Raw genomic sequence first — 18,433 nt, 5'->3', positions numbered from 1 at the left:
GCGGTAATCTGCTCGGGTTGAGGCCCCGGCCGTCCGGCCGGGCACACCTGAGACGAGGAGACGCTTCGTGAGTACTTCGGACTCGGCGACGCATAACGCCGACGGGTTGCGTAAGTTTCGTTTCGGTGCAGGCGGTGAAGGGAACAAGGACGAGGGCGGCGCGCGCAAGTTCGTCAAGCTCGCCCAGACCGCCGAAGAGTACGGGTACGACACGTTCGCGATCCCCGACCACCTCGGAAACCAGGTCGGCCCGCTCGCCGCACTCGGGGCGTTGTCCCAGGCGACCAGCACGATTCGGCTCGCCACCTCTGTCCTCGCCAACGGTTTCCGTCATCCCGCCCTCCTAGCGAAGGAGGCGACGACCATCGACGTCCTGTCGAAGGGGCGTCTGGAGCTCGGTATCGGCTCCGGCTGGATGAAAGAGGAGTTCGACAAGGCAGGCATCGAGTTCGGCACCCCGGGCGAACGCATCCGACGGCTCGACGAGGCGCTGACCATCCTGGATGCTCTGATGCGCGGCGAGACCGTCGACTTCGACGGCGAGTTCTATCAAATCAACGGTCTGCAAGGCACACCCCGGCCGCGTCAGGGCCCGCGCCCGCCGATCGCGGTCGGTGGCGGCGGCCCGAAGATGCTGGCGTTGGCGGCCAAGCACGCCGACATCATCTCCGTCGCGACCGGCACCACCAAAGAAGGCCTGCTGCGACTGTCGGACATGACGATCGCCAAAACGATCGAACGCGTCGACCGGATCCGGGAAGCCGCAGGCGACCGGTTCGACGAGATCGAACTCAACTGGACGATCGCCACGATCGTCGTCACAGATGACCGAGTCGCGACCGCCGAGATGGCGCTCAAGGCGCTCGAACAGGGATATCCGCCGAACATCGCACGCGACGTCGAACTCGGCGTCGACGACATCCTGTCGTCGCCGTACCTGGCGTTCGGCACGTTCGAGGAGATCGCCGAGCAGATCCGCGAGGTCCGTCGCCGGACCACCATGAGCTATGTGGGGATCTTCCCGACGCAGATGGATGCTTTCGCACCCGTCATCCCGCTTCTACGGGGAGAGTAGAATCAACGAGGTTTTGCGTGTGAACGGGGACCGGCGCGGGTCGAACCGCGCCGTCGAGCACGTGACGAACACACCGGACACCGCGGCCGTGAGCCGCGGATACAGGAGTAATGGATGCTGAACAACGAGCTCGAGGAGTTCCTCGACGAGACCGGCAATCTTCGTTTCGAGGACGACGCGACCCTCGTCGACTACGTCGAGCGCAACGTCCGGGAGAACGGCGACACCCTCGCCTACCGGTACCTGGACTTCAGTCGCGAACGTGACGGCGAGGCGATCGACCTCACGTGGGCGCAGTTCGGTAAGCGGTTGCGCGCCGTCGCGGCGCGCCTGCAGCAGGTCACGAAGCCGGGCGACCGCGTCGCAATCCTCGCGCCCCAGTCGTTGGAGTACGTGATCGGCTTCTTTGCATCCTTGTACGCGAGCACCGTGGCCGTCCCGCTGTTCAGCCCGGACGAACCCGGCCACACCGACCGGCTCGTGGGCGTCCTCGCCGACTGCCAGCCGGCGGCCATCCTCACCTCGACGAAGTCGGCCGAAGCGGTCCGTGACTTCTTCTCCGACCGGCCCGCCAGGGATCGTCCGCGCGTCATCGCCGTCGACGCCGTGCCCGACTCTGTCGGTTCGGCGTGGACCCCGCCGGAGGCCAGCCGAAACAACCTCGAATCAGTCGCCTACCTCCAGTACACGTCGGGCTCCACGCGGGTGCCCGCAGGCGTCGAGATCACCTATCAGGCGGTCGCGGCCAACGTCCTGCAGATCTACGACTGCATCGAGATCGACCGCAACGCACGCGGCGTCACCTGGCTCCCGATGTTCCACGACATGGGTCTGCTCACGGTGATCCTGCCCGCGCTCGGCGGCCGATACATCACGATCATGAGCCCGATGGCCTTCGTCCGTCGTCCCGGACGCTGGATCAAGGAGTTGGCGGCAGACGCCGACAACTCGCCGACCTTCGCCGCCGCCCCGAACTTCGCGTACGAGCACGCCGCCGCGCGCGGGTTGCCCAAGGACGGCGAAGAACTCGACCTGTCGAACGTCATCGGCTTGATCAACGGCTCCGAGCCGGTCACGGTCAGTTCGATGCGCAAGTTCAACGAAGCGTTCGCGCCCTACGGGCTGTCCGAGAAGGCGATCAAGCCGTGCTACGGCATGGCCGAGGCCACTCTGTTCGTGTCTGCGACGCAGCGCGACAACAAGGCGAAGATCAGCTATGTCGACCGTGACAAGCTGAACGCAGGCGAGTTCGTCGAGGTCGCCGAAGGCACCGACAATTCGGTGGCACAGGTCTCGTGCGGGCAGGTCGCACTCAGTGAGTGGGCGGTGATCGTCGACCACGAGTCGGCTACCGAGCTCGCGGACGGCCGGGTCGGCGAGATCTGGCTGCACGGAATCAACATGGGCGTCGGCTACTGGAACAAGGACGGGGAGACCCGTGAGACGTTCCACAACGTGTTGGCGAACCCGTTGCCCGAGGGCAGCCACGCAGAGGGCGTCCCGGCCGACGGCACCTGGATGCGCACCGGCGACTACGGCGTGTACTACGACGGCGAGCTCTACATCACCGGTCGGGTCAAGGACCTGGTGATCGTCGACGGCCGCAACCACTACCCGCAAGATCTCGAGAGCAGCGCCCAGGAGGCGAGCGTCGCGATCCGTCCGGGCTTCGTGGCCGCATTCGCCGTGCCCGCCAACCAACTGCCCGACGAGGTCTTCGAAGGAGACTTCAGCGGTCTGGCGCGCGACGCGGACGACGCGTCCGAGCAGCTCGTCATCGTCGCCGAACGTCCCGGGCGCAAGGCCGACCCGCGGGAGGTCGCCGACGCGGTCCGCGCGACGATCGCCGGCCGCCACGGCGTGATGGCGCGCGACGTCCTGTTGGTCCCCAACGGCTCCATTCCGCGTACGTCCAGCGGCAAGATCGCGCGCCGTGCCACGAAGGCCGCCTACATCGACGGCACGTTGCGCGGCGGCTACCAGCAGACCGCGTTCCCGGACGCGGGCGAGTAGAAGCAGTCGACCGGCCCGGTGCGTCGCCAGTAGCCACGACGTACCGGGCTTGTCTGTTACCACGGGTCGGGGACCGAGCAGTAGGGTGAGGAACGATGTCTGAGAACACTGCAACCGGTGCGTCCGGTGACCCCGAGAACACTGGCGAGACCGCCGGCGGCCTGACCGTCGACGAGTTGCGGGACTGGTTGCGCCAGTGGGTCGCGAACGCGGTCGGCCAGCCCATCGACACGATCCCCGTCGAACGTCCGATGGAGGAGCTCGGCCTCTCGTCGCGTGACGCGGTAGCGCTCGCGGCCGACGTCGAAGACAAGACGGGCGTCATCCTCAATGCGACGGCCGTCTACAACCATCCGACGATCGCGTCGCTGGCGACCCGCATCATCGAAGGCGATCCCGAAGCCGACGTCGACGTCGACGCCGACCGTTTCTGGGAGCGTGAGCGCGACGACGCCGACGACATCGCGATCGTCGGTCTCGCGACCCGCTTCCCCAAGGCGGGCGAGACACCGGATTCGACATGGCAGGCCCTCATCGGCGGTGTCGACGGCATCTCCGATCTGCCGGATGACCGCTGGCGCGAGTTCAAGGCCGACCCTCGTCTGGCGGAAGCCATCGAGAACGGCAACGTGCAGGGCGGCTACCTCGACGACGTCGCAGGCTTCGACGCCGACTTCTTCCAGATGTCGCCGCGCGAGGTGGAGAACGTCGACCCGCAGCAGCGTCTCGCGTTGGAGTTGACGTGGGAGGCCCTCGAGCACGCCCACATCCCGGCGAGCGATCTGCGCGGCGGCCAGGTCGGCGTGTTCATGGGCACGTCAACCAACGACTATCAGTTGCTGGCCACGCTCGGCCTGAGCGAGGGCGCCAGCGAGACGGCGGCGTACGCGTTGACCGGTACCGCGACGTCGATCATCGCGAACCGCGTCTCGTACTTCTTCGATTTCCACGGGCCGTCGCTGGCCATCGACACAGCGTGCTCGTCGTCGTTGGTCGCCGTGCACGAAGCGGTGCGCAGCCTGCGCAGCGGTGACTCGAACGTCGCGATCGCGGGCGGCGTCAACATGCTGATCACGCCTGCCGCGACGCTCGGCTTCGACCAGATCGGCGCGATGGCGCCGAACGGTCGCATCAAGGCGTTCTCCTCGGACGCGGACGGCATGATCCGTTCGGAAGGCGGCGGCGTGTTCGTGCTCAAGCGGCTCGCCGATGCGCGGGCCGACGGCGACCGCGTGCTCGCGGTGGTCGCGGGCAGTGCGGTGAACTCGGACGGCCGGTCGAACGGCATCTTCGCGCCCAACCCCGAAGCCCAGGTCCAGGTTCTGCGGTCGGCGTACACCGATGCGGCCATCGACCCGCGGACGGTCGACTACGTGGAAGCGCACGGGACCGGAACGGTGCTCGGCGACCCGATCGAGGCCGATGCGCTCGGCCGCGTCGTGGGGCGTGGACGTCTGCCGGGCTATCCGATGCTGCTCGGTTCGGCGAAGACCAACTTCGGTCACATGGAGGCGGCGGCCGGAGCGGGCGCGCTCGCCAAGGTCGTGCTCTCGCTGCAACACGACGAGCTCCCGGCGTCGCTCAACTACGTCGGACCCAACCCGTACATTCAGTTCGAGACCACGAACCTGAAGGTCGTGACCGAGAACTCGGCGTGGCCGCGGTACTCGGGGCACGCGATCTCGGGTGTGTCGGGCTTCGGTTTCGGCGGCACCAACGCGCACCTCGTGGTTCGTGAGGTGTTGCCGTCCGATCTCGCCTCCACTGTCGTCGATGCGGCGCCCGCTGTGGCTGCGCCTGTCGTCGACGAGGAATTGGACGACGACGAGGACTTCCTCACCGAGGCCGAGCGCGCCGTGCTGGCCGCGCAGGTGAAGACGGCCCCCGAACCGGTCGCCGTCGCCGAGGCCGATCCGGCTGAAGGCTTCGCACCGGCTGCCGCAGAGGGCGCCGTGGTGCCGCTCGTGATCTCCGGATTCCTCGCGTCGCGCCGTCGCAAGAGTGCCGCCGACCTCTTGGAGTGGCTCGAATCCGATGCGGGCAAGGCCACCCCGCTCGTCGACATCGGTCGAACCCTCGCACACCGTAATCACGGTCGGACACGGTCGGTCGTCATGGCGCGCTCGTACGAGGACGCGGTCAAGGGGGTGCGGGCCGTCGCGGACGGCAAGCAGTTGCCGTTCGTGTACACGTGCGACGCACCCGACGCAGCGTCGGCAGTCTGGCTGCTGTCGGGTTTCGGCTCCCAGCATCGGAAGATGGCCAAACAGCTGTACACCGAGAACCCGGTGTTCGCGAAGTACGCGGACCGGGTCGATGCGTTGATCCAACGCGAACTCGGCTACTCGATGGTCGAGATCTTCCTCGACGACGAGCAGACGTACGCAATCGAGACGGCGCAGATCGGCATCTACACGATTCAGGTGGCGCTCGCCGACACCATGCGGCATTACGGAGCTCAGCCGGGTGTCCTCGTCCCGCACTCGATGGGCGAGGCGTCGGCCGCCTACCTCTCCGGCGGTCTCTCGCTGGAGGATGCGACACGTGTCATCTGCCAGCGCTCGCGTCTGATGGGCGAGGGCGAGTCGATGCTCGTCGGCGACGATATCCGGTTGATGGCGCTCGTCGAGTACAGCGCCGACGACATCAACGACGTCCTCGTCGACTTCCCAGACCTGGAGATCTGCGTCTACGCGGCGCCGACCCACACCGTGATCGGTGGACCGGAGCCGCAGGTCGACGCGATCGTCGAGCGCGCCGAGTCGGAGGGCAAGCTTGGGCGCAAACTGCAGACGAAGGGCGCGAGCCACACGTCGCAGATGGATCCGCTGCTCGGCGAGCTCTCGTACGAGATCACCGGGATCGAGCCGCAGCGTCTGGCGGTCGGCATCTACAGTTCGGTCGACCGGGAAGCGTTCTACCGGTCCGGTCACGAGCCGATCCACACGATTGACTACTTCCTCAAGGGACTCCGCCACAGCGTCTGGTTCGCGCAGGCGATCGCGAAGTCGGTGGAGGCCGGTCATCGGACGTTCGTCGAACTGTCACCGAATCCGGCCGTCCTCATCTCGGTCGCGGCGACGACCTTCGGCGCCGGGGTGCACGACGCCGAACTCGTCGAGACTCTCCGCCGCAAGGAGGATGAGAGCTACGGCCTGGTCAACGCGCTGATGAAGCTGTACGTGCACGGTCACCCGGTGGACGTGGCGTCGCTGTTCGGTTCGGGCCACGACGTGTCGTTCGCGGAGATTCCGCGCACCAGGTTCGACCGCAAGCCGCACTGGCTGACCGGGAGCATCGCGAGCGGGTCGGGTGCCGGTACGGCCCCCGGATCGCACGTCGGGCTGCCCGACGGCCGCCACGCGTGGGAGGTCAACGCGTCGGCGGTCACCGATCCGCGTGAGCTGGTGCTCGCCGCGGCGAATCAGGTCCTCGGGGCGGAAGCCGCGGTCGTGGCGACCGAGTCCGTGCGACCTATCCCGGCACAGGGCACGGTCACGACGACGTTCACCAAGCATCCGGGCGGCGGTGCGCTCGCCGTCCACGCCGATGCGAGCGGCGGCCACGCGCTGCTGTTCGAAGCCGCCGTCACCGCTGGTGCGTCTCCTCTCGCTGATCGAGAGACGCTCGCTGATCGAGCGGAGCCGAGATCTGAGGTGCCTGCCGATCGAGCAGAGCCGAGACCTGACGATGTGGTCGTCGTCGACGACATCGGCGACAAGTGGAGCCCGAACTCGGGGCAGAGCGTCGGCGACCGTCTCGCGATCATCGTCGGCGAGTCGATGGGCTATGACCCGGAGGATCTGCCGCGCGAGATCGCGCTCATCGAGTTGGGCCTCGACTCGTTGATGGCGGTCCGCATCAAGAACCGAGTCGAGTACGAGTTCGATATCCCGCAGCTTCAGTTGCAGGCGATGCGGCAGGCGAACCTGTCGGACGTCGAGAAGTTCGTGCAGTTCGCGGTGACGCACCGCGACCAGCTCGACACCCTCAACGAGGAGGCGGCGAACGGCGGCGAACTGGACACCGTGGCACTCAACGCCTACATCGACGAGCAGATCGCGAAGGAGGAGGCCGCCCCCGCATCCTCCGCCCCGCCGGTCGAGGCCCCGTCGGTCGAGGCCACGTCGGTTGAGTCCACGCCGGTAGTGCCCGCCCCGTCTGCAGAGCTCACCCCGCCTGTTGAGAAGAGTGGAGACCTCGAGTCCACGGATATCTCGTCGCAGGCTGCGGTAGCGGAGGCGGCGGGCTCGGATGTCCCGCCGCGCGATGCCGCGGAGCGTCTCACGTTCGGTGCGTACGCGGTGGTGACCGGCAAGTCGGCGGGCGGCGTCTTCAACAAGCTGCCGGTGCTCGACGAGGCGACGGCGCAGAAACTGACTGAGCGCCTGAATGAGCGGACGGGCGGCGAGGTCGATGTCGAGGACGTCCTCGACTCCGAGACCATCGAGGAACTGTCCGACTATGTGCGGCAGCAGATGGACGACGCGGGCGACATCGACGGATTCGTGCGTTACCTGCGGGTGCCGACGAAGGACGGGAAGCCGCAGCACGTCTTCTCGGGTGCGGCGGGCGACCCGACACCGATGCTGTTGTTCCATCCGGCGGGCGGCAACACGACGGCGTATGAGGCGTTGGTGAAGCGTCTGCCGGAGGACGTGCCGGTGATCGGGTTCGACCGTGTGGAGGGGTCCATCGAGGAGCGCGTCGAGCAGTACATGCCGAAGCTGCGCGAGATCCAGCCGCACGGACCGTACGTCCTCGTCGGTTGGTCCCTGGGCGGCGGACTGGCGTACGGCGCCGCGCAGATGTTGCGGGCGGCTGGCGAGGAAGTGTCATTCGTCGGCCTCATCGACGTGGTGCGTCCTCGGACGGAGGTGCCGGACACCCCGGAGAACAAGCGGGCCCGGCTCGAGCGGTGGAAGACGTTCGCGGTCCGGACCTACGGCCTGGACGAGAACATTCCGGTCCCGATGGATCGTCTCGTCGAAGCGGACGACGACGAGCAGTTCGCGATCATCATGGAGATGATGGCGATGTCGGACGCGAAGATCCCGGGTGGGATCATCGAGCATCAACGGACGTCGTTCATCGACAACCGTGTGTTGAGCAACATCAAGCCGTCGCGCTACGACGGCAAGGTGGTCCTGTACCGCGCCGACAAGATGCACGACGGCGCGATCGAGCTGGAACCGCAGTGGGCGGAGATCGACGAAGACGGCCGGTGGGGTGAAGTCGTCGACGATCTGGAGATCCTGCACATCGGTGGAGATCACCTGGGCATCGTCGACGAGCCACATATCGCGAAGGTCGCCGCCGATCTGAGCGCGCGTATGGAAAGACTGGAGAAAGCGTGACAGACAATACGACTGCCGGAAAGCTCACCGAGCTGCGACGCAAGCTCGCGATCGCCGAGGAACCGGGCGGCGAGCGGGCCGTGGCCAAGCGGGAGAAGAAGGGGATCTTCTCTCCGCGTAAGCGACTCGAGATGCTGTTCGACGAGGGGACGTTCGTCGAGATCGGCGCACTGGTGAAGGCTCCCGGCGCGGATGAGAGCGGCTTCGGCGACGGTGTCGTCACCGGACACGGATTGGTGCACGGCCGACCGGTCGCCGCGTTTAGCCACGACCAGACGGTCATGGGCGGCAGCGTCGGCGAGATGTTCGGCCGCAAGGTGTCGACGTTGATGGAGTGGGCGAGCAAACTGGGCTGTCCGATGGTCGGCATCAACGATTCGGCGGGCGCGCGCATCCAAGACGCGGTCACCTCGTTGGCCTGGTACGCCGAGATGGGTCGACGCAACGACCTGCTGTCGGGTCTGGCGCCGCAGGTCTCGGTGATCCTCGGAAAGTGTGCGGGCGGCGCCGTTTACACGCCTGCCAACACCGATGTCCTGGTCGCTGTCGAGGACAAGAGCTACATGTTTGTCACGGGGCCGGATATCCTGAAGGCGGTCAATGGCGAGGAGATCTCGGCGGAGGATCTCGGCAGCGCCCATAACCAGGCCCGCTGGGGAAACATCCATCACGTCGCTGCGGACGAGAAGGCCGCATTCGACTGGGTCCGCGAGTACCTGCAGTACATGCCGTCGAGCGCGTACGAGCAGCCGCCGGTCATCAACCCCGGTCTGGAGCCGGAGATCACCGAGTCGGATCTCAGCCTCAACGAGTTCATGCCCGACAGCGACAACGCCGGCTACGACATGCACGACATCATTTTGCGGCTGTTCGACGACGGCGCGTTCCACGAGGTAGCCGAGATCTTCGCGCCGAACATCCTCACCGGCTTCGCCCGTATCGACGGACACAGCGTCGGCGTCGTCGCGAATCAGCCGAACGTCATGGCGGGGACGTTGGATACGGACGCGTCGGAGAAGGCGACCCGTTTCGTCCGCATCTGCAACGCCTACAACATTCCGCTCGTGTTCCTGGTGGACACTCCCGGAATCCTCCCGGGCGTCGTCGAGGAGCAGAAGGGCACGATCCGGCGTTCAGGCAAATTCTTGTACGCGTACGTCGAAGCCGATGTGCCGAAAGTGACGGTCGTGCTGCGGAAGGCATACGGCGGTGCGTACGCGGTGATGGGCTGCAAGCAGTTGGGCGCCGACATCAACTTCGCGTGGCCGACGGCGAAGATCGCGGTGATGGGCGCCGAGTCGGCTGCGGTCATGCTGACCCGCCGTCAGACGGAGGGCCTGTCGGTCGCCGACGCGGACAAGGTGCGTCGGGATTTCGTCGACTTCTACAACGTGATGATGGCGAACCCGTACCTGGCGGCGGAGAAGGGTTACATCGATGCTGTGATCGAGCCGGCCCAGACGCGTCTGCAGCTCCGTAAGGCTCTCGCCCAGCTGCGCGACAAGCAGGTCATCCGCACTGAGCGCAAGCACTACCTGATGCCGATCTAGGAGAGCCCGTGTATTTCATCGTCGTCAAGTTCCAGGTCAAGCCCGCGAGCGCCGAGCGATTCCCCGAGGAAGTCGCCGAGTTCACCGCCGCGACGCGTGCCGAGCCGGGGAACCTGTGGTTCGAGTGGTCGCGCAGCATCGAGGACCCGAACGAGTACGTCCTCGTCGAGGCGTTCACCGACGACGGTGCAGGCCCTCATGTGAGCAGCGATCATTTCGCGAAGGGACTGGAGTCGATGCGTCCGCATCTCGTGTCGACGCCGAAGATCCTCTCCCGTCAGGTCGACGGCGACGGTTGGGATGCGATGGGCGAGCTGCAGATCGACTGAACTGCAGCTAGACCGGCCCTGCAGCTGGATCGGGTGTGCGGCGAGACTACGTGAACTGGTCGTAGGAGAGTTTCGCTGCCATGACGACCACGATGACAAGCAGCGCGTAGCGGACTATCTTGGTTCCGCTGCCGAGGACGAGTCGGGAACCGACGACGGAGCCGGCGATGTTGGCGACGGCGAGGATCGCGCCGAGCAGCCACATCACGTGGCCCTGGGACGCGAACACGGCGAGCGCGCCGACGTTGGTGGCGGTGTTGGCGACTTTCGCCATCGCCGCCGACTGCAGGAAGCTCTGATGCAGTAGCGCGGTGAGCGTGATGATTAGGAACAGTCCGGTACCGGGGCCGAACACGCCGTCGTAGAAGCCGATCACGGCGAGCGTGCACACGGCGACGATGAACCGTGTGCGCGACACCGGTGCGAACGATTCACGGGTGGCGCCGAACTGGGGGCGCAGTGCGACGAATGCGCCGACGGCGAGCATCGCGGCGATGACGAACGGGCGCATCATGTCCGAGCTGACGGCCGATGCGGCGAGTGCTCCGCCGACGGCGCACAGACCCGCGAGCGGCACACTGATCGCCACGATTCGGCGATTCACCTCAACTCTCCGCAGATACAGAACAGCGGCGGTCGCAGTCCCCCAGAACGCGGTCAGCTTATTAGTGCCCAGGGCCGCGGCGGGTACGGCGTTGGGGAACGCGATGAGGAGCAGCGGAAGCAGGACGAGACCGCCCCCTCCAACGACGGCGTCCATCCATCCCGCGACGAGAGCTCCGCCGACGAGAAGTGACAGCAGCGGCATGCTCGGCAGATCCACGTTCACAGATTACCCAGCGTCCCGTTCGCGGGGCTGCTTAGCTTTCGGCTATGGACACCATCGATGGTCTGCCGTTGCACCCGCTCGTCGTACACCTCGTCGTCGTCATTGTGCCGTTGGCCGCTCTGGCCGTGGTCGTCGCGGCCCTGTGGCCGCGGGCGCGTACGTGGATGGGGCCGATGCCGTTGATCCTCGCGCTCGTTGGCCTGATCGCCACGCCGATCGCGTCGACGGCCGGTGAGAATCTCGAGGACCGTCTCGGTCTGTCGTCGCCTGCCGTCGACGAGCACACGTCGGCGGGGGACGTCGTGATCGTCGGAAGCGGATGTCTGTTCGGCGCCGCGGCCCTCCTCTACCTGATCGGGCTGCCGCTGGTGGCCGGGCGTCTCCGGTTGTCGCCGTCGGCGGTTACGACAGTCGACGCGGCCGCCCGCGTCCTCGCCGTCGCTGCCGCGATAGCTGCCGTCTACCTCGTCTTCCGCGCAGGGGACACCGGGTCCCGCGCCGTCTGGGGTATGTAGTCCGAGAGTTGAGACCACATAGTGGTCTCAACTCTCGGACGAAGCCAGGTCAGTATCCCTTTGCGCGCATCGGGGCCGGGTTCTCCAGGCCGCTGACGGTGTGCGAGCCCGTGATGATGTCGGCGGGCCGCGCATCGGGGACCAGCGGGTAGAAGCGTTCCAGACCGCCCCAGTCGCGACCCCAGTCGTTCCGCAGATAGGTTGGGACCAACGTGTACCGCAGGAGCGCCTCTGTGATGCCGAGGGGCCCGCCGTTCACCCCGTCCGACCACGTCTGTGTGTTCTTCCGGGTGGCTTCCGCATCAGGCATGATCCGCCACTTCGGGAGTTCGAGGAGCCCGTGGCTGACGGCCATCGGCCGCTGGCACGGGAACACCAGGCCGGGCATCCAGTCGATGAACACCGGGTCGGTCCGTCCGACGACGTCGTTCAACGTCGCCAGCGTCGGGAGCCGCGGCGGGGTGATCGCCACCCACTCCTGGACGGCCATCGCGTCGTCGACGACGTGCAGGCGGACCACGGAGGCATGCGGCGGTGCGTCCTTCAACACGAAACGCAGCGTCCGCCAGTTCGACGACGTCGAGAACGCGTCCTGCGGCACCTGCGGAGCCCCGACCGGTACGACGCGGCCGTCCGCTTCAACCCGACCGTATTCGGCGACTACCCGCCGTCCCTGCGTGAGGCCACCGAGTTCGCCGACCGCCTCGATCGATCCGGCTGCGGCGACCGACAGCAGTGGACGGTTCTCGCCGGCGTCGCCGGCCTGGACGCCCATGTCGTACCAGCCGGTCGTCAGTTCGCTCGTCTGCTTGGAGCCGTAACTTCCGAGCACGGGCGTCGTCGCCGGATCCAAGCCGTACGGCAGCTTCACCGCGCCTGCCGTTGGTGCGGGTTCGCCGGCCGAGTCGGAGCCCAGTTCGTCGGACCCGGTGTCGTCAAGCTCGGAGTCGACCGAGTCGCCTCCCGCGGTCGGCGGGGTGATGACGTCGTCGTCCTCCTCGTCGTCGCTGGAGCGGCGCTGATCGAGCGGGTCGATGAGCACGTTCGACGGGACGCCATCGGCGGTGAACCCGATGTTCGCGGAGCCCAGCGCAGCCTTCGCCGATGGTGCGGCGCGTCCGTCGACGGCCGCCGGCTTCAACACCGCCTTGTTCGGGTCGGCTTCGACGAGGACGTCGTTGGCGAGTGCGCACTCGTCGCCGGTCAGGGCACGGGCGTTCGAAGTGGCCCACGACCAGCTGTCGCGCTGCACCCACGCAGCCTTCACGAACGAGCCGAGCATGATAAGGACGACGATTCCCGCGATCACCGGGATCGGAGAGAAGGTGAACTTGAGCAGGCCTGTCTTACGCGCGCCGGTGCGGACGTCGTCGTCGGTGAAGTCGTCACGGAAGTGGAACCACAGTCCGACGGCTGCCACGCCGAGAGCGAGGACCAGCATCACCCAGCTGAGTTTGATGCCCGCCACCTCGATCGGACGGTCCCACCAGGGGATGCCGTACGACCCGACGTACCACCACATGTTGGTGCCTGCCGTCGCGACCGCCGTCACCAGCAGGACTGCCGCCGCGAAGAAGGTGCGGTTACGGCGGGACCGCAACAGCTTCGGCGCCATCATCGCCGTCGTACCGGCCACCAGGACCGCGCCGATTGCCGCGTAGATGCCGAAGTGGTGGGTCCACTTGGTCGGCGTGAAGGATGTGAAGAACATCGTGCCGATCATGACGCCGATCAACCGCCAGAACGGTCCGCGTGCGATTCCCGCCGGGTGTCTGCTCGACATGAGACGGAAGATCGCGACGACCAGCGCCAGGATCATCATCAAGATGCCGAACCGGCGCGGGAACGTGCCGTCGCCGGTGTCGAGCACCAGCCAGTAGTAGCGGGTCGGTTCGCGCCACCACTCCTCGGTCGGGCCCACTTCGGTCGCTACCTTGTTGCCCTCCAACAGCGGTGCGAGAGCCTGTGAATAGAAGATCATGAACAGCACCGCGGTGCCCGACGCGAGCAGCGGGGCGACCAGCGCGACGAGGCCGTCGCGCCTACGTCTCGACACGATGCCCTTCACCAGGGGCCGCAGGCCGGCGATGAGGGCGGCTGCCGCCATGAGTCCACCGGGCGCGAGCGCCAACGTGAATGCGGCGGCGATGGTCGCTATCGCGTACGGCAGCAGACGCTTCGTCGCGATGGCGCGTTCGACGCACACCCAGGTCAGCAGTGCGCCGACGGCTTCCGCTGGTTCTGGGCGGATGCCGTTGTTGTACGGCATCCAGATCGCCAGGAACACGGTGGCGCCCGCCCAGACCGCGGCCGTCGAGTTGCGGACCGCCCGGCCCAGCCGCGGGATGGCCTCACGGCTGATGATCCACCAGCCGAGTAGCCCGAGCAGGAACGCCGGCAGTCGGAGCCACGGGGTCGCCACCGAGATGTGCGTCATCCACGACAGCACCTGGAAGTGCCAGCCGAACGGATCCTGCGGCACGCCGAAGTAGCGGAAGTAGTTGTCGGCGTACCCGGCTTCGCCGGTGATTCGGGCGACGGTGATGTTGTAGCCGTCGTCGGAGGTGTTCCCGCCGATCAACCACCAGGCGGCGAGAACGACGAACACAGCGACGTCGGGGCCGCGGATGGTGAACCAGCCGCGCGGCAGGAACCGTCGGTGGCCGCGGCCGTCCCGCGAATCGAGGACGCCGAGCGCGATCAGCGACAGCAGCGTCATCACGATTCCGACGATGATGACGGCGAGCTTGAGTGGCGTCGGCGAATTGATGAATCGGGTGTCGACTGTCGCGTGCACCGACAGACCGTCGCGAGGTGCGTTCGACGGCAGATCGGAGAACACGCCGACGATCTGCGGGCGCATGTCGGGGTCGGCGTTGCGGTACGAGGTGGCTGCGCCCTCAGGGACGCCGGTGATCGCCGCGGTTACGCCGTCGGCACCGCCGGTCAGGGTGAATGCGCAGTCGGGCGACGACTGTGCGACGCGGCGGTCAACCGACAGCAGCACGACGTCGCGCACCACCATCGACACCGTATCGGCGGTCGCGCGGACGAACAGTCCACGGGCTGTCGCCTGACGTCCCTGGCTCGGTAGCGTCGACATGAGGTCGCCGCCCTCGGCCGGGAGTTCACGCGCCAGCGAGCAGGGCACGGACGTCGTCATGTCGATGGGCACGAACGACACCATCGGTGCCGTGACGTCGGTGATCGCGTCGTTCTGCGGCCACGTGAGCTCGGCGGTCTTCTGATCGATCGGGAGGATCGGCGTCAGACACGCCATCAGGAAGCCGATCAGGCCCGCGACTATCGCGACGACCTTCGTGACGCGATAGTCGCCGCCGCGCAGACGTCGGCGGGTGCCGGAATCGTTCGGAGCGTCGGTGAGGTCAGTCATTGTTCGGCTCCAGCCGGATCGATCCGGTACGGCTCAGTCCCCATCGGGTGACCGGTGCGGTGTCGACGCGCGCGGTGGCGGCGTCCGGGGTCAACGGGCTCAGTCTCTCCACCGACCCCCAGTCCTCATGCCAGTCGTCGCGTAGATACGTCGGGACGGTGACCTGCGTCGTCGTCGATTCGACGACGGACAGCGGGCCGCCGCCGCTCGCCGCCATCCACGTGCGCGATTGCGAGTTTGCGGTCACGAAGTCGGGCAGGATCCGCCAGTCCGGGACCTCTGCGACCCCGTGTGGGAACGTCATCGGATTCTGGCACGGGAACTGGGCGGCGGCCATGAAGTCGATGAGCGTCGGATCGGTGGAACCGATCATCTCCTGCAGGGTGACCAGTCTCGGGGCGCGCGGCGGGGTGATCGCCATGAATTGCTTGGGGCCGAGGTTGGTGTCGGCGAGTTCGAGCCGCATCACCGTGGCCTGCGCGGGGACCGCCGTCATCGGGACACGCAGATTGCGCCACGGCAGATTCGGGGTGACCGGGCCGGCGTCGATCGGGACGACGTCGCCGCCGACCCGGACGAATCGGCCGTCGGGTCCGCGCTTGCCGAACTGGGCGACGAGCTTCTGGCCGAACCTGGGATTGCCGTCGCGGTCGATGGTCGACACGGCGCCCGCCGTCGAGATCGCGATGATCGGCGACGCGTCGCGCGTGGGCAGCCCGTACCAACCGGTGGTCAGGTAGGCGTTGGCGGCGAACCCGTAACTGCCGAGGACCGGTGTGGTCGCCGGGTTCAGGCCGAACGGCAGCGCGTGCGTGGACCCGTTGACCGTCGTCGGGCCGGACCCTCCGGTGGTGCCAGCGCCGAGTCCGCCGATGATGGAGAACGGTTTCGCCACGGAGCCTGCGACATGCATCTGGCCGGCCCGCGCGCTGGACGGCGTCGGGGTGAGATCGTCCAGGATTCCGTTGGGGGAGAAGCCGACCGGCTTGTCTCCGGCGAGTGCAGCGGTCGCCGACGTCCCGTCGGCTGGCACCAGCATGCCGATGTTCGGGTCGGGTTCGGCGAGCACCTGGTCGGCCATGCCGCAGGTGTCGCCGCCGAGGGCGTCGACGTTGTTGGAGAAGACGGTCATCGCGGGGCTGCGGGTGACGACGGCCTTGCCGAAGACGGCAAGGGTCGCGACCACCATGAGTCCGGCGATCAGTACGAGAGGCGTGTGCGCGAACGCCAAGCGGCGTCGGTCTGCGGCGCTGTCGGGCTGGCCTGCGTCGTGGTGGGCGAGGCCCTTGTTGGTGATGTAGTCGTTGCGCAGGTGCTGCCACAGGGCGACGGCGACGGCGATGACAGCGAGGACGAGCAGGACGGACGAGACCTGGATGCCCTTGACCGCCGGAGCCATGTCGAACCAGGTGATCCCGAAGCGGTACGCGTACGGCCACGCGTTCTTTCCGGCGGCCGCGGCGGCCAGCGCGAAGAGCAGGCCGACAGAGAGCAACGAGAGGTTGCGTGAGGACCGGGCTCCGGCCTGTGCGATGGCCAGACAGGCGACTGCGGCCAGTGCGGCGCCGACTCCGGCGAACACGCCGAAGTGGATCGTCCACTTGACCGGGGAGAGGAAGAACAGCAGCAGGGTGACGCCGAATGCGCCGATCAGACGCCACGTCGGGCTCGACCCGACACCGGTAATGCTGCGGCGGCGCAGCAGAACGGCTGCGGTGACGATCGCGGCGACGAAGATCAGCAGGACGGGGATGCGTCGGGCGAGCGCGCCGTCGGGGGTGGTGACGGTCAGGAAGAAGTAACGCAAGAATTCCTGGTGCCACGGGATGATCGGCCCGGTCTGATAGCGGGTCTTGACGGCTTCGAGCACGGTCATCAACGTCTGGTCGCGGAACACGATCACCGAGACGACGGTTCCGGCGGCGACGATCGGCGCGAGGAGAGGCAGCAGGCCCGTCTCTCGGCGACGGTCGAGGAGGACGTGCAGGAGCGAGCGGGCCGCCACGAGCAGGATCGCGACACCGATGACGCCCTGCGGGGCGAGCGCGAGCATCGCGGCGGCGAGCGCCGCGGCGAGTGCGGCGGGCAGTAGCCGTCGCCGCGTGATCGCCGCCTCCGTGGCCCACCACGTCAGCAGCGAGCCGAGAACGATGACCCCTTCGGTGCGCAGGCCCGAGCAGTATGGCAGCCAGAACGCGAGGAATACGGCGGCAGCGGTCGCGACGGCCCACGCCGTCGACCCGAACCGGCCGATGAGACCGACCTTGCCGGTCCCGGACATGAGGTGCGGCAGGATGATCCGCGAGAGCACGAACCACGACGCCAGCCCGGCCACGAGGATCGGCAGGTGCATCCAGACGATGCTGGTCGACACCTGCGACCAGAGGGACAGGAAGCTGTAGTACCAGTCGAACGGCGCCTCGGCGATGCCGTAGAAGCGGTAGTAGTTCGACATGTAACCGGAAGCGTCAGCGGCCCGACCCATCGTGAGGATGTAGCCGTCGTCGGGCGCCGCCGCGCCCAAGAACGTCCAGATGACCAGGACGACGGTCACGACGGCATCGCTCAGCCGAGGACGGACAAGGTCGAGAACCGTGCGTGACTCGGTGAGAAGTCGTGCGGTGTAGCCGTGCACCCGGTCGAGACACCACAGTGCGAACAGGGCGAGCAGCGTCGCGAGGACGGCGATCACCATGGCGACGATCTTGAGCGGTGTCGGCGAGCTTTCGTACCGATTGTCCACGTCGATGCGAGCGTGCATCCCGGCGTCGGCCATCGCCGCCACCTGCGGGGTGCTCATCGATGTGTAGAAGCCGTCGATCTGTGGCCGCTTGCTCGGGTCGAGCTCGCTGGCCGGTCCGAGCCCGGTGAACTGGGCTCCGGTCGCAGTCGCCGACGAGAATATGTGCAGGTCACGGCATTTTCCTGCGGCGATGTCGGCGCGGGACGCGGTCGCGGCGACGTTCGCGCGCACCGACACCGTGATCGACGTCCGATTGGCGGTGATGGCCAGCGTCCGCTGCGAGGCTCCCTTGGCCTTCGCGGGCATCGTCGTCAGGACGGTTGCGCCTTCGGCGGGCAGGGTCGCGAGTGCGGCGCACGGGATCGTTACGTCCAGCGACTGCGCGGTCTGCGCGATGAGGGGTGCGACGACGGACGGGTTGTCGGCGTTCAAGTCCTGACCCTGCGGCCAGCTGATCGAGGCGCTGGTCTGAGACACCGGCAGCAGGGGGACGGCGACCGCCGCGAGCACCGCGATCAGCCCGGCGACGACGGCGACCAGTCGGGCCGCACTCGCGGACAGCGCAGCTCTACCGGGCGCTTGCGGATCGGACGGGTCTGGGCTCGACTCTGGCACGGAACTTGACGTT

The 18,433-nt window shown here is 67.2% G+C and carries 9 protein-coding genes; 6 read left to right on the top strand and 3 right to left on the bottom strand.

The window, feature by feature from the left end; all coding sequences use genetic code 11:
- Nucleotides 1-67: 67 nt before the first annotated feature.
- The 5 genes from L5G33_RS10525 (at nucleotide 68) to L5G33_RS10505 (ending at nucleotide 10,324) form a co-directional block, all read left to right on the top strand.
- Nucleotides 68-1,075 carry an LLM class F420-dependent oxidoreductase gene (locus L5G33_RS10525; RefSeq protein WP_236998118.1) on the top strand — a complete coding sequence of 336 codons (1,008 nt, stop codon included), beginning with the start codon at nucleotides 68-70 and terminating at the stop codon, nucleotides 1,073-1,075.
- Nucleotides 1,076-1,189: 114 nt separating this feature from the next.
- The gene (gene fadD32 / locus L5G33_RS10520; protein ID WP_236998117.1) at nucleotides 1,190-3,088 is read left to right on the top strand and encodes a long-chain-fatty-acid--AMP ligase FadD32; all 1,899 of its coding nucleotides are present in this window, start codon (nucleotides 1,190-1,192) and stop codon (nucleotides 3,086-3,088) included.
- Nucleotides 3,089-3,183: 95 nt separating this feature from the next.
- A complete protein-coding gene (gene pks13, locus L5G33_RS10515) occupies nucleotides 3,184-8,445 on the top strand; it encodes a polyketide synthase Pks13 (protein ID WP_236998116.1) in 5,262 nt (1,753 codons plus the stop codon).
- Nucleotides 8,442-9,995, top strand: a complete 1,554-nt coding sequence (locus L5G33_RS10510; protein WP_236998115.1) for an acyl-CoA carboxylase subunit beta — start codon at nucleotides 8,442-8,444, stop codon at nucleotides 9,993-9,995. Before pks13 ends, L5G33_RS10510 begins: the two co-directional genes overlap by 4 nt.
- Nucleotides 9,996-10,003: 8 nt before the next feature.
- Nucleotides 10,004-10,324 carry a putative quinol monooxygenase gene (locus L5G33_RS10505; RefSeq protein ID WP_236998114.1) on the top strand — a complete coding sequence of 107 codons (321 nt, stop codon included), beginning with the start codon at nucleotides 10,004-10,006 and terminating at the stop codon, nucleotides 10,322-10,324.
- A gap of 46 nt (nucleotides 10,325-10,370) precedes the next feature.
- Here L5G33_RS10505 and L5G33_RS10500 read toward each other — a convergent pair whose 3' ends face one another.
- Nucleotides 10,371-11,132, bottom strand: coding sequence for a TSUP family transporter (locus L5G33_RS10500; protein ID WP_236998223.1), 762 nt, complete (start codon nucleotides 11,130-11,132; stop codon nucleotides 10,371-10,373).
- A gap of 65 nt (nucleotides 11,133-11,197) precedes the next feature.
- Here L5G33_RS10500 and L5G33_RS10495 point away from each other — a divergent pair, with 65 nt between their 5' ends.
- The gene (locus L5G33_RS10495; protein ID WP_236998113.1) at nucleotides 11,198-11,668 is read left to right on the top strand and encodes a DUF2231 domain-containing protein; all 471 of its coding nucleotides are present in this window, start codon (nucleotides 11,198-11,200) and stop codon (nucleotides 11,666-11,668) included.
- A gap of 49 nt (nucleotides 11,669-11,717) precedes the next feature.
- Here the strand turns inward: L5G33_RS10495 and L5G33_RS10490 are convergent, their stop codons facing one another.
- Nucleotides 11,718-15,062: an arabinosyltransferase domain-containing protein gene (locus L5G33_RS10490; protein WP_236998112.1), complete on the bottom strand. Its 3,345-nt coding sequence runs from the start codon at nucleotides 15,060-15,062 to the stop codon at nucleotides 11,718-11,720.
- Nucleotides 15,055-18,420 (bottom strand): arabinosyltransferase domain-containing protein, encoded by a 3,366-nt coding sequence (locus L5G33_RS10485; protein ID WP_236998111.1) that lies wholly within the window; start codon nucleotides 18,418-18,420, stop codon nucleotides 15,055-15,057. The genes L5G33_RS10490 and L5G33_RS10485 overlap by 8 nt, the downstream gene beginning before the upstream one ends.
- Nucleotides 18,421-18,433 lie beyond the last annotated feature (13 nt).

This window comes from Gordonia liuliyuniae, assembly GCF_021738805.1.
Taxonomy (GTDB): Bacteria; Actinomycetota; Actinomycetes; order Mycobacteriales; family Mycobacteriaceae; genus Gordonia; species Gordonia liuliyuniae.
This window is presented reverse-complemented; position numbering and strand designations above follow the sequence as displayed.

Coding starts and splice junctions, on each gene's coding strand:
- L5G33_RS10495 (WP_236998113.1), top strand. CDS start 11,198: ATGGACACCATCGATGGTCTGCCGTTGCACCCGCTCGTCGTACACCTC.
- L5G33_RS10500 (WP_236998223.1), bottom strand. CDS start 11,132: ATGCCGCTGCTGTCACTTCTCGTCGGCGGAGCTCTCGTCGCGGGATGG.
- pks13 (WP_236998116.1), top strand. CDS start 3,184: ATGTCTGAGAACACTGCAACCGGTGCGTCCGGTGACCCCGAGAACACT.
- fadD32 (WP_236998117.1), top strand. CDS start 1,190: ATGCTGAACAACGAGCTCGAGGAGTTCCTCGACGAGACCGGCAATCTT.
- L5G33_RS10490 (WP_236998112.1), bottom strand. CDS start 15,062: ATGACTGACCTCACCGACGCTCCGAACGATTCCGGCACCCGCCGACGT.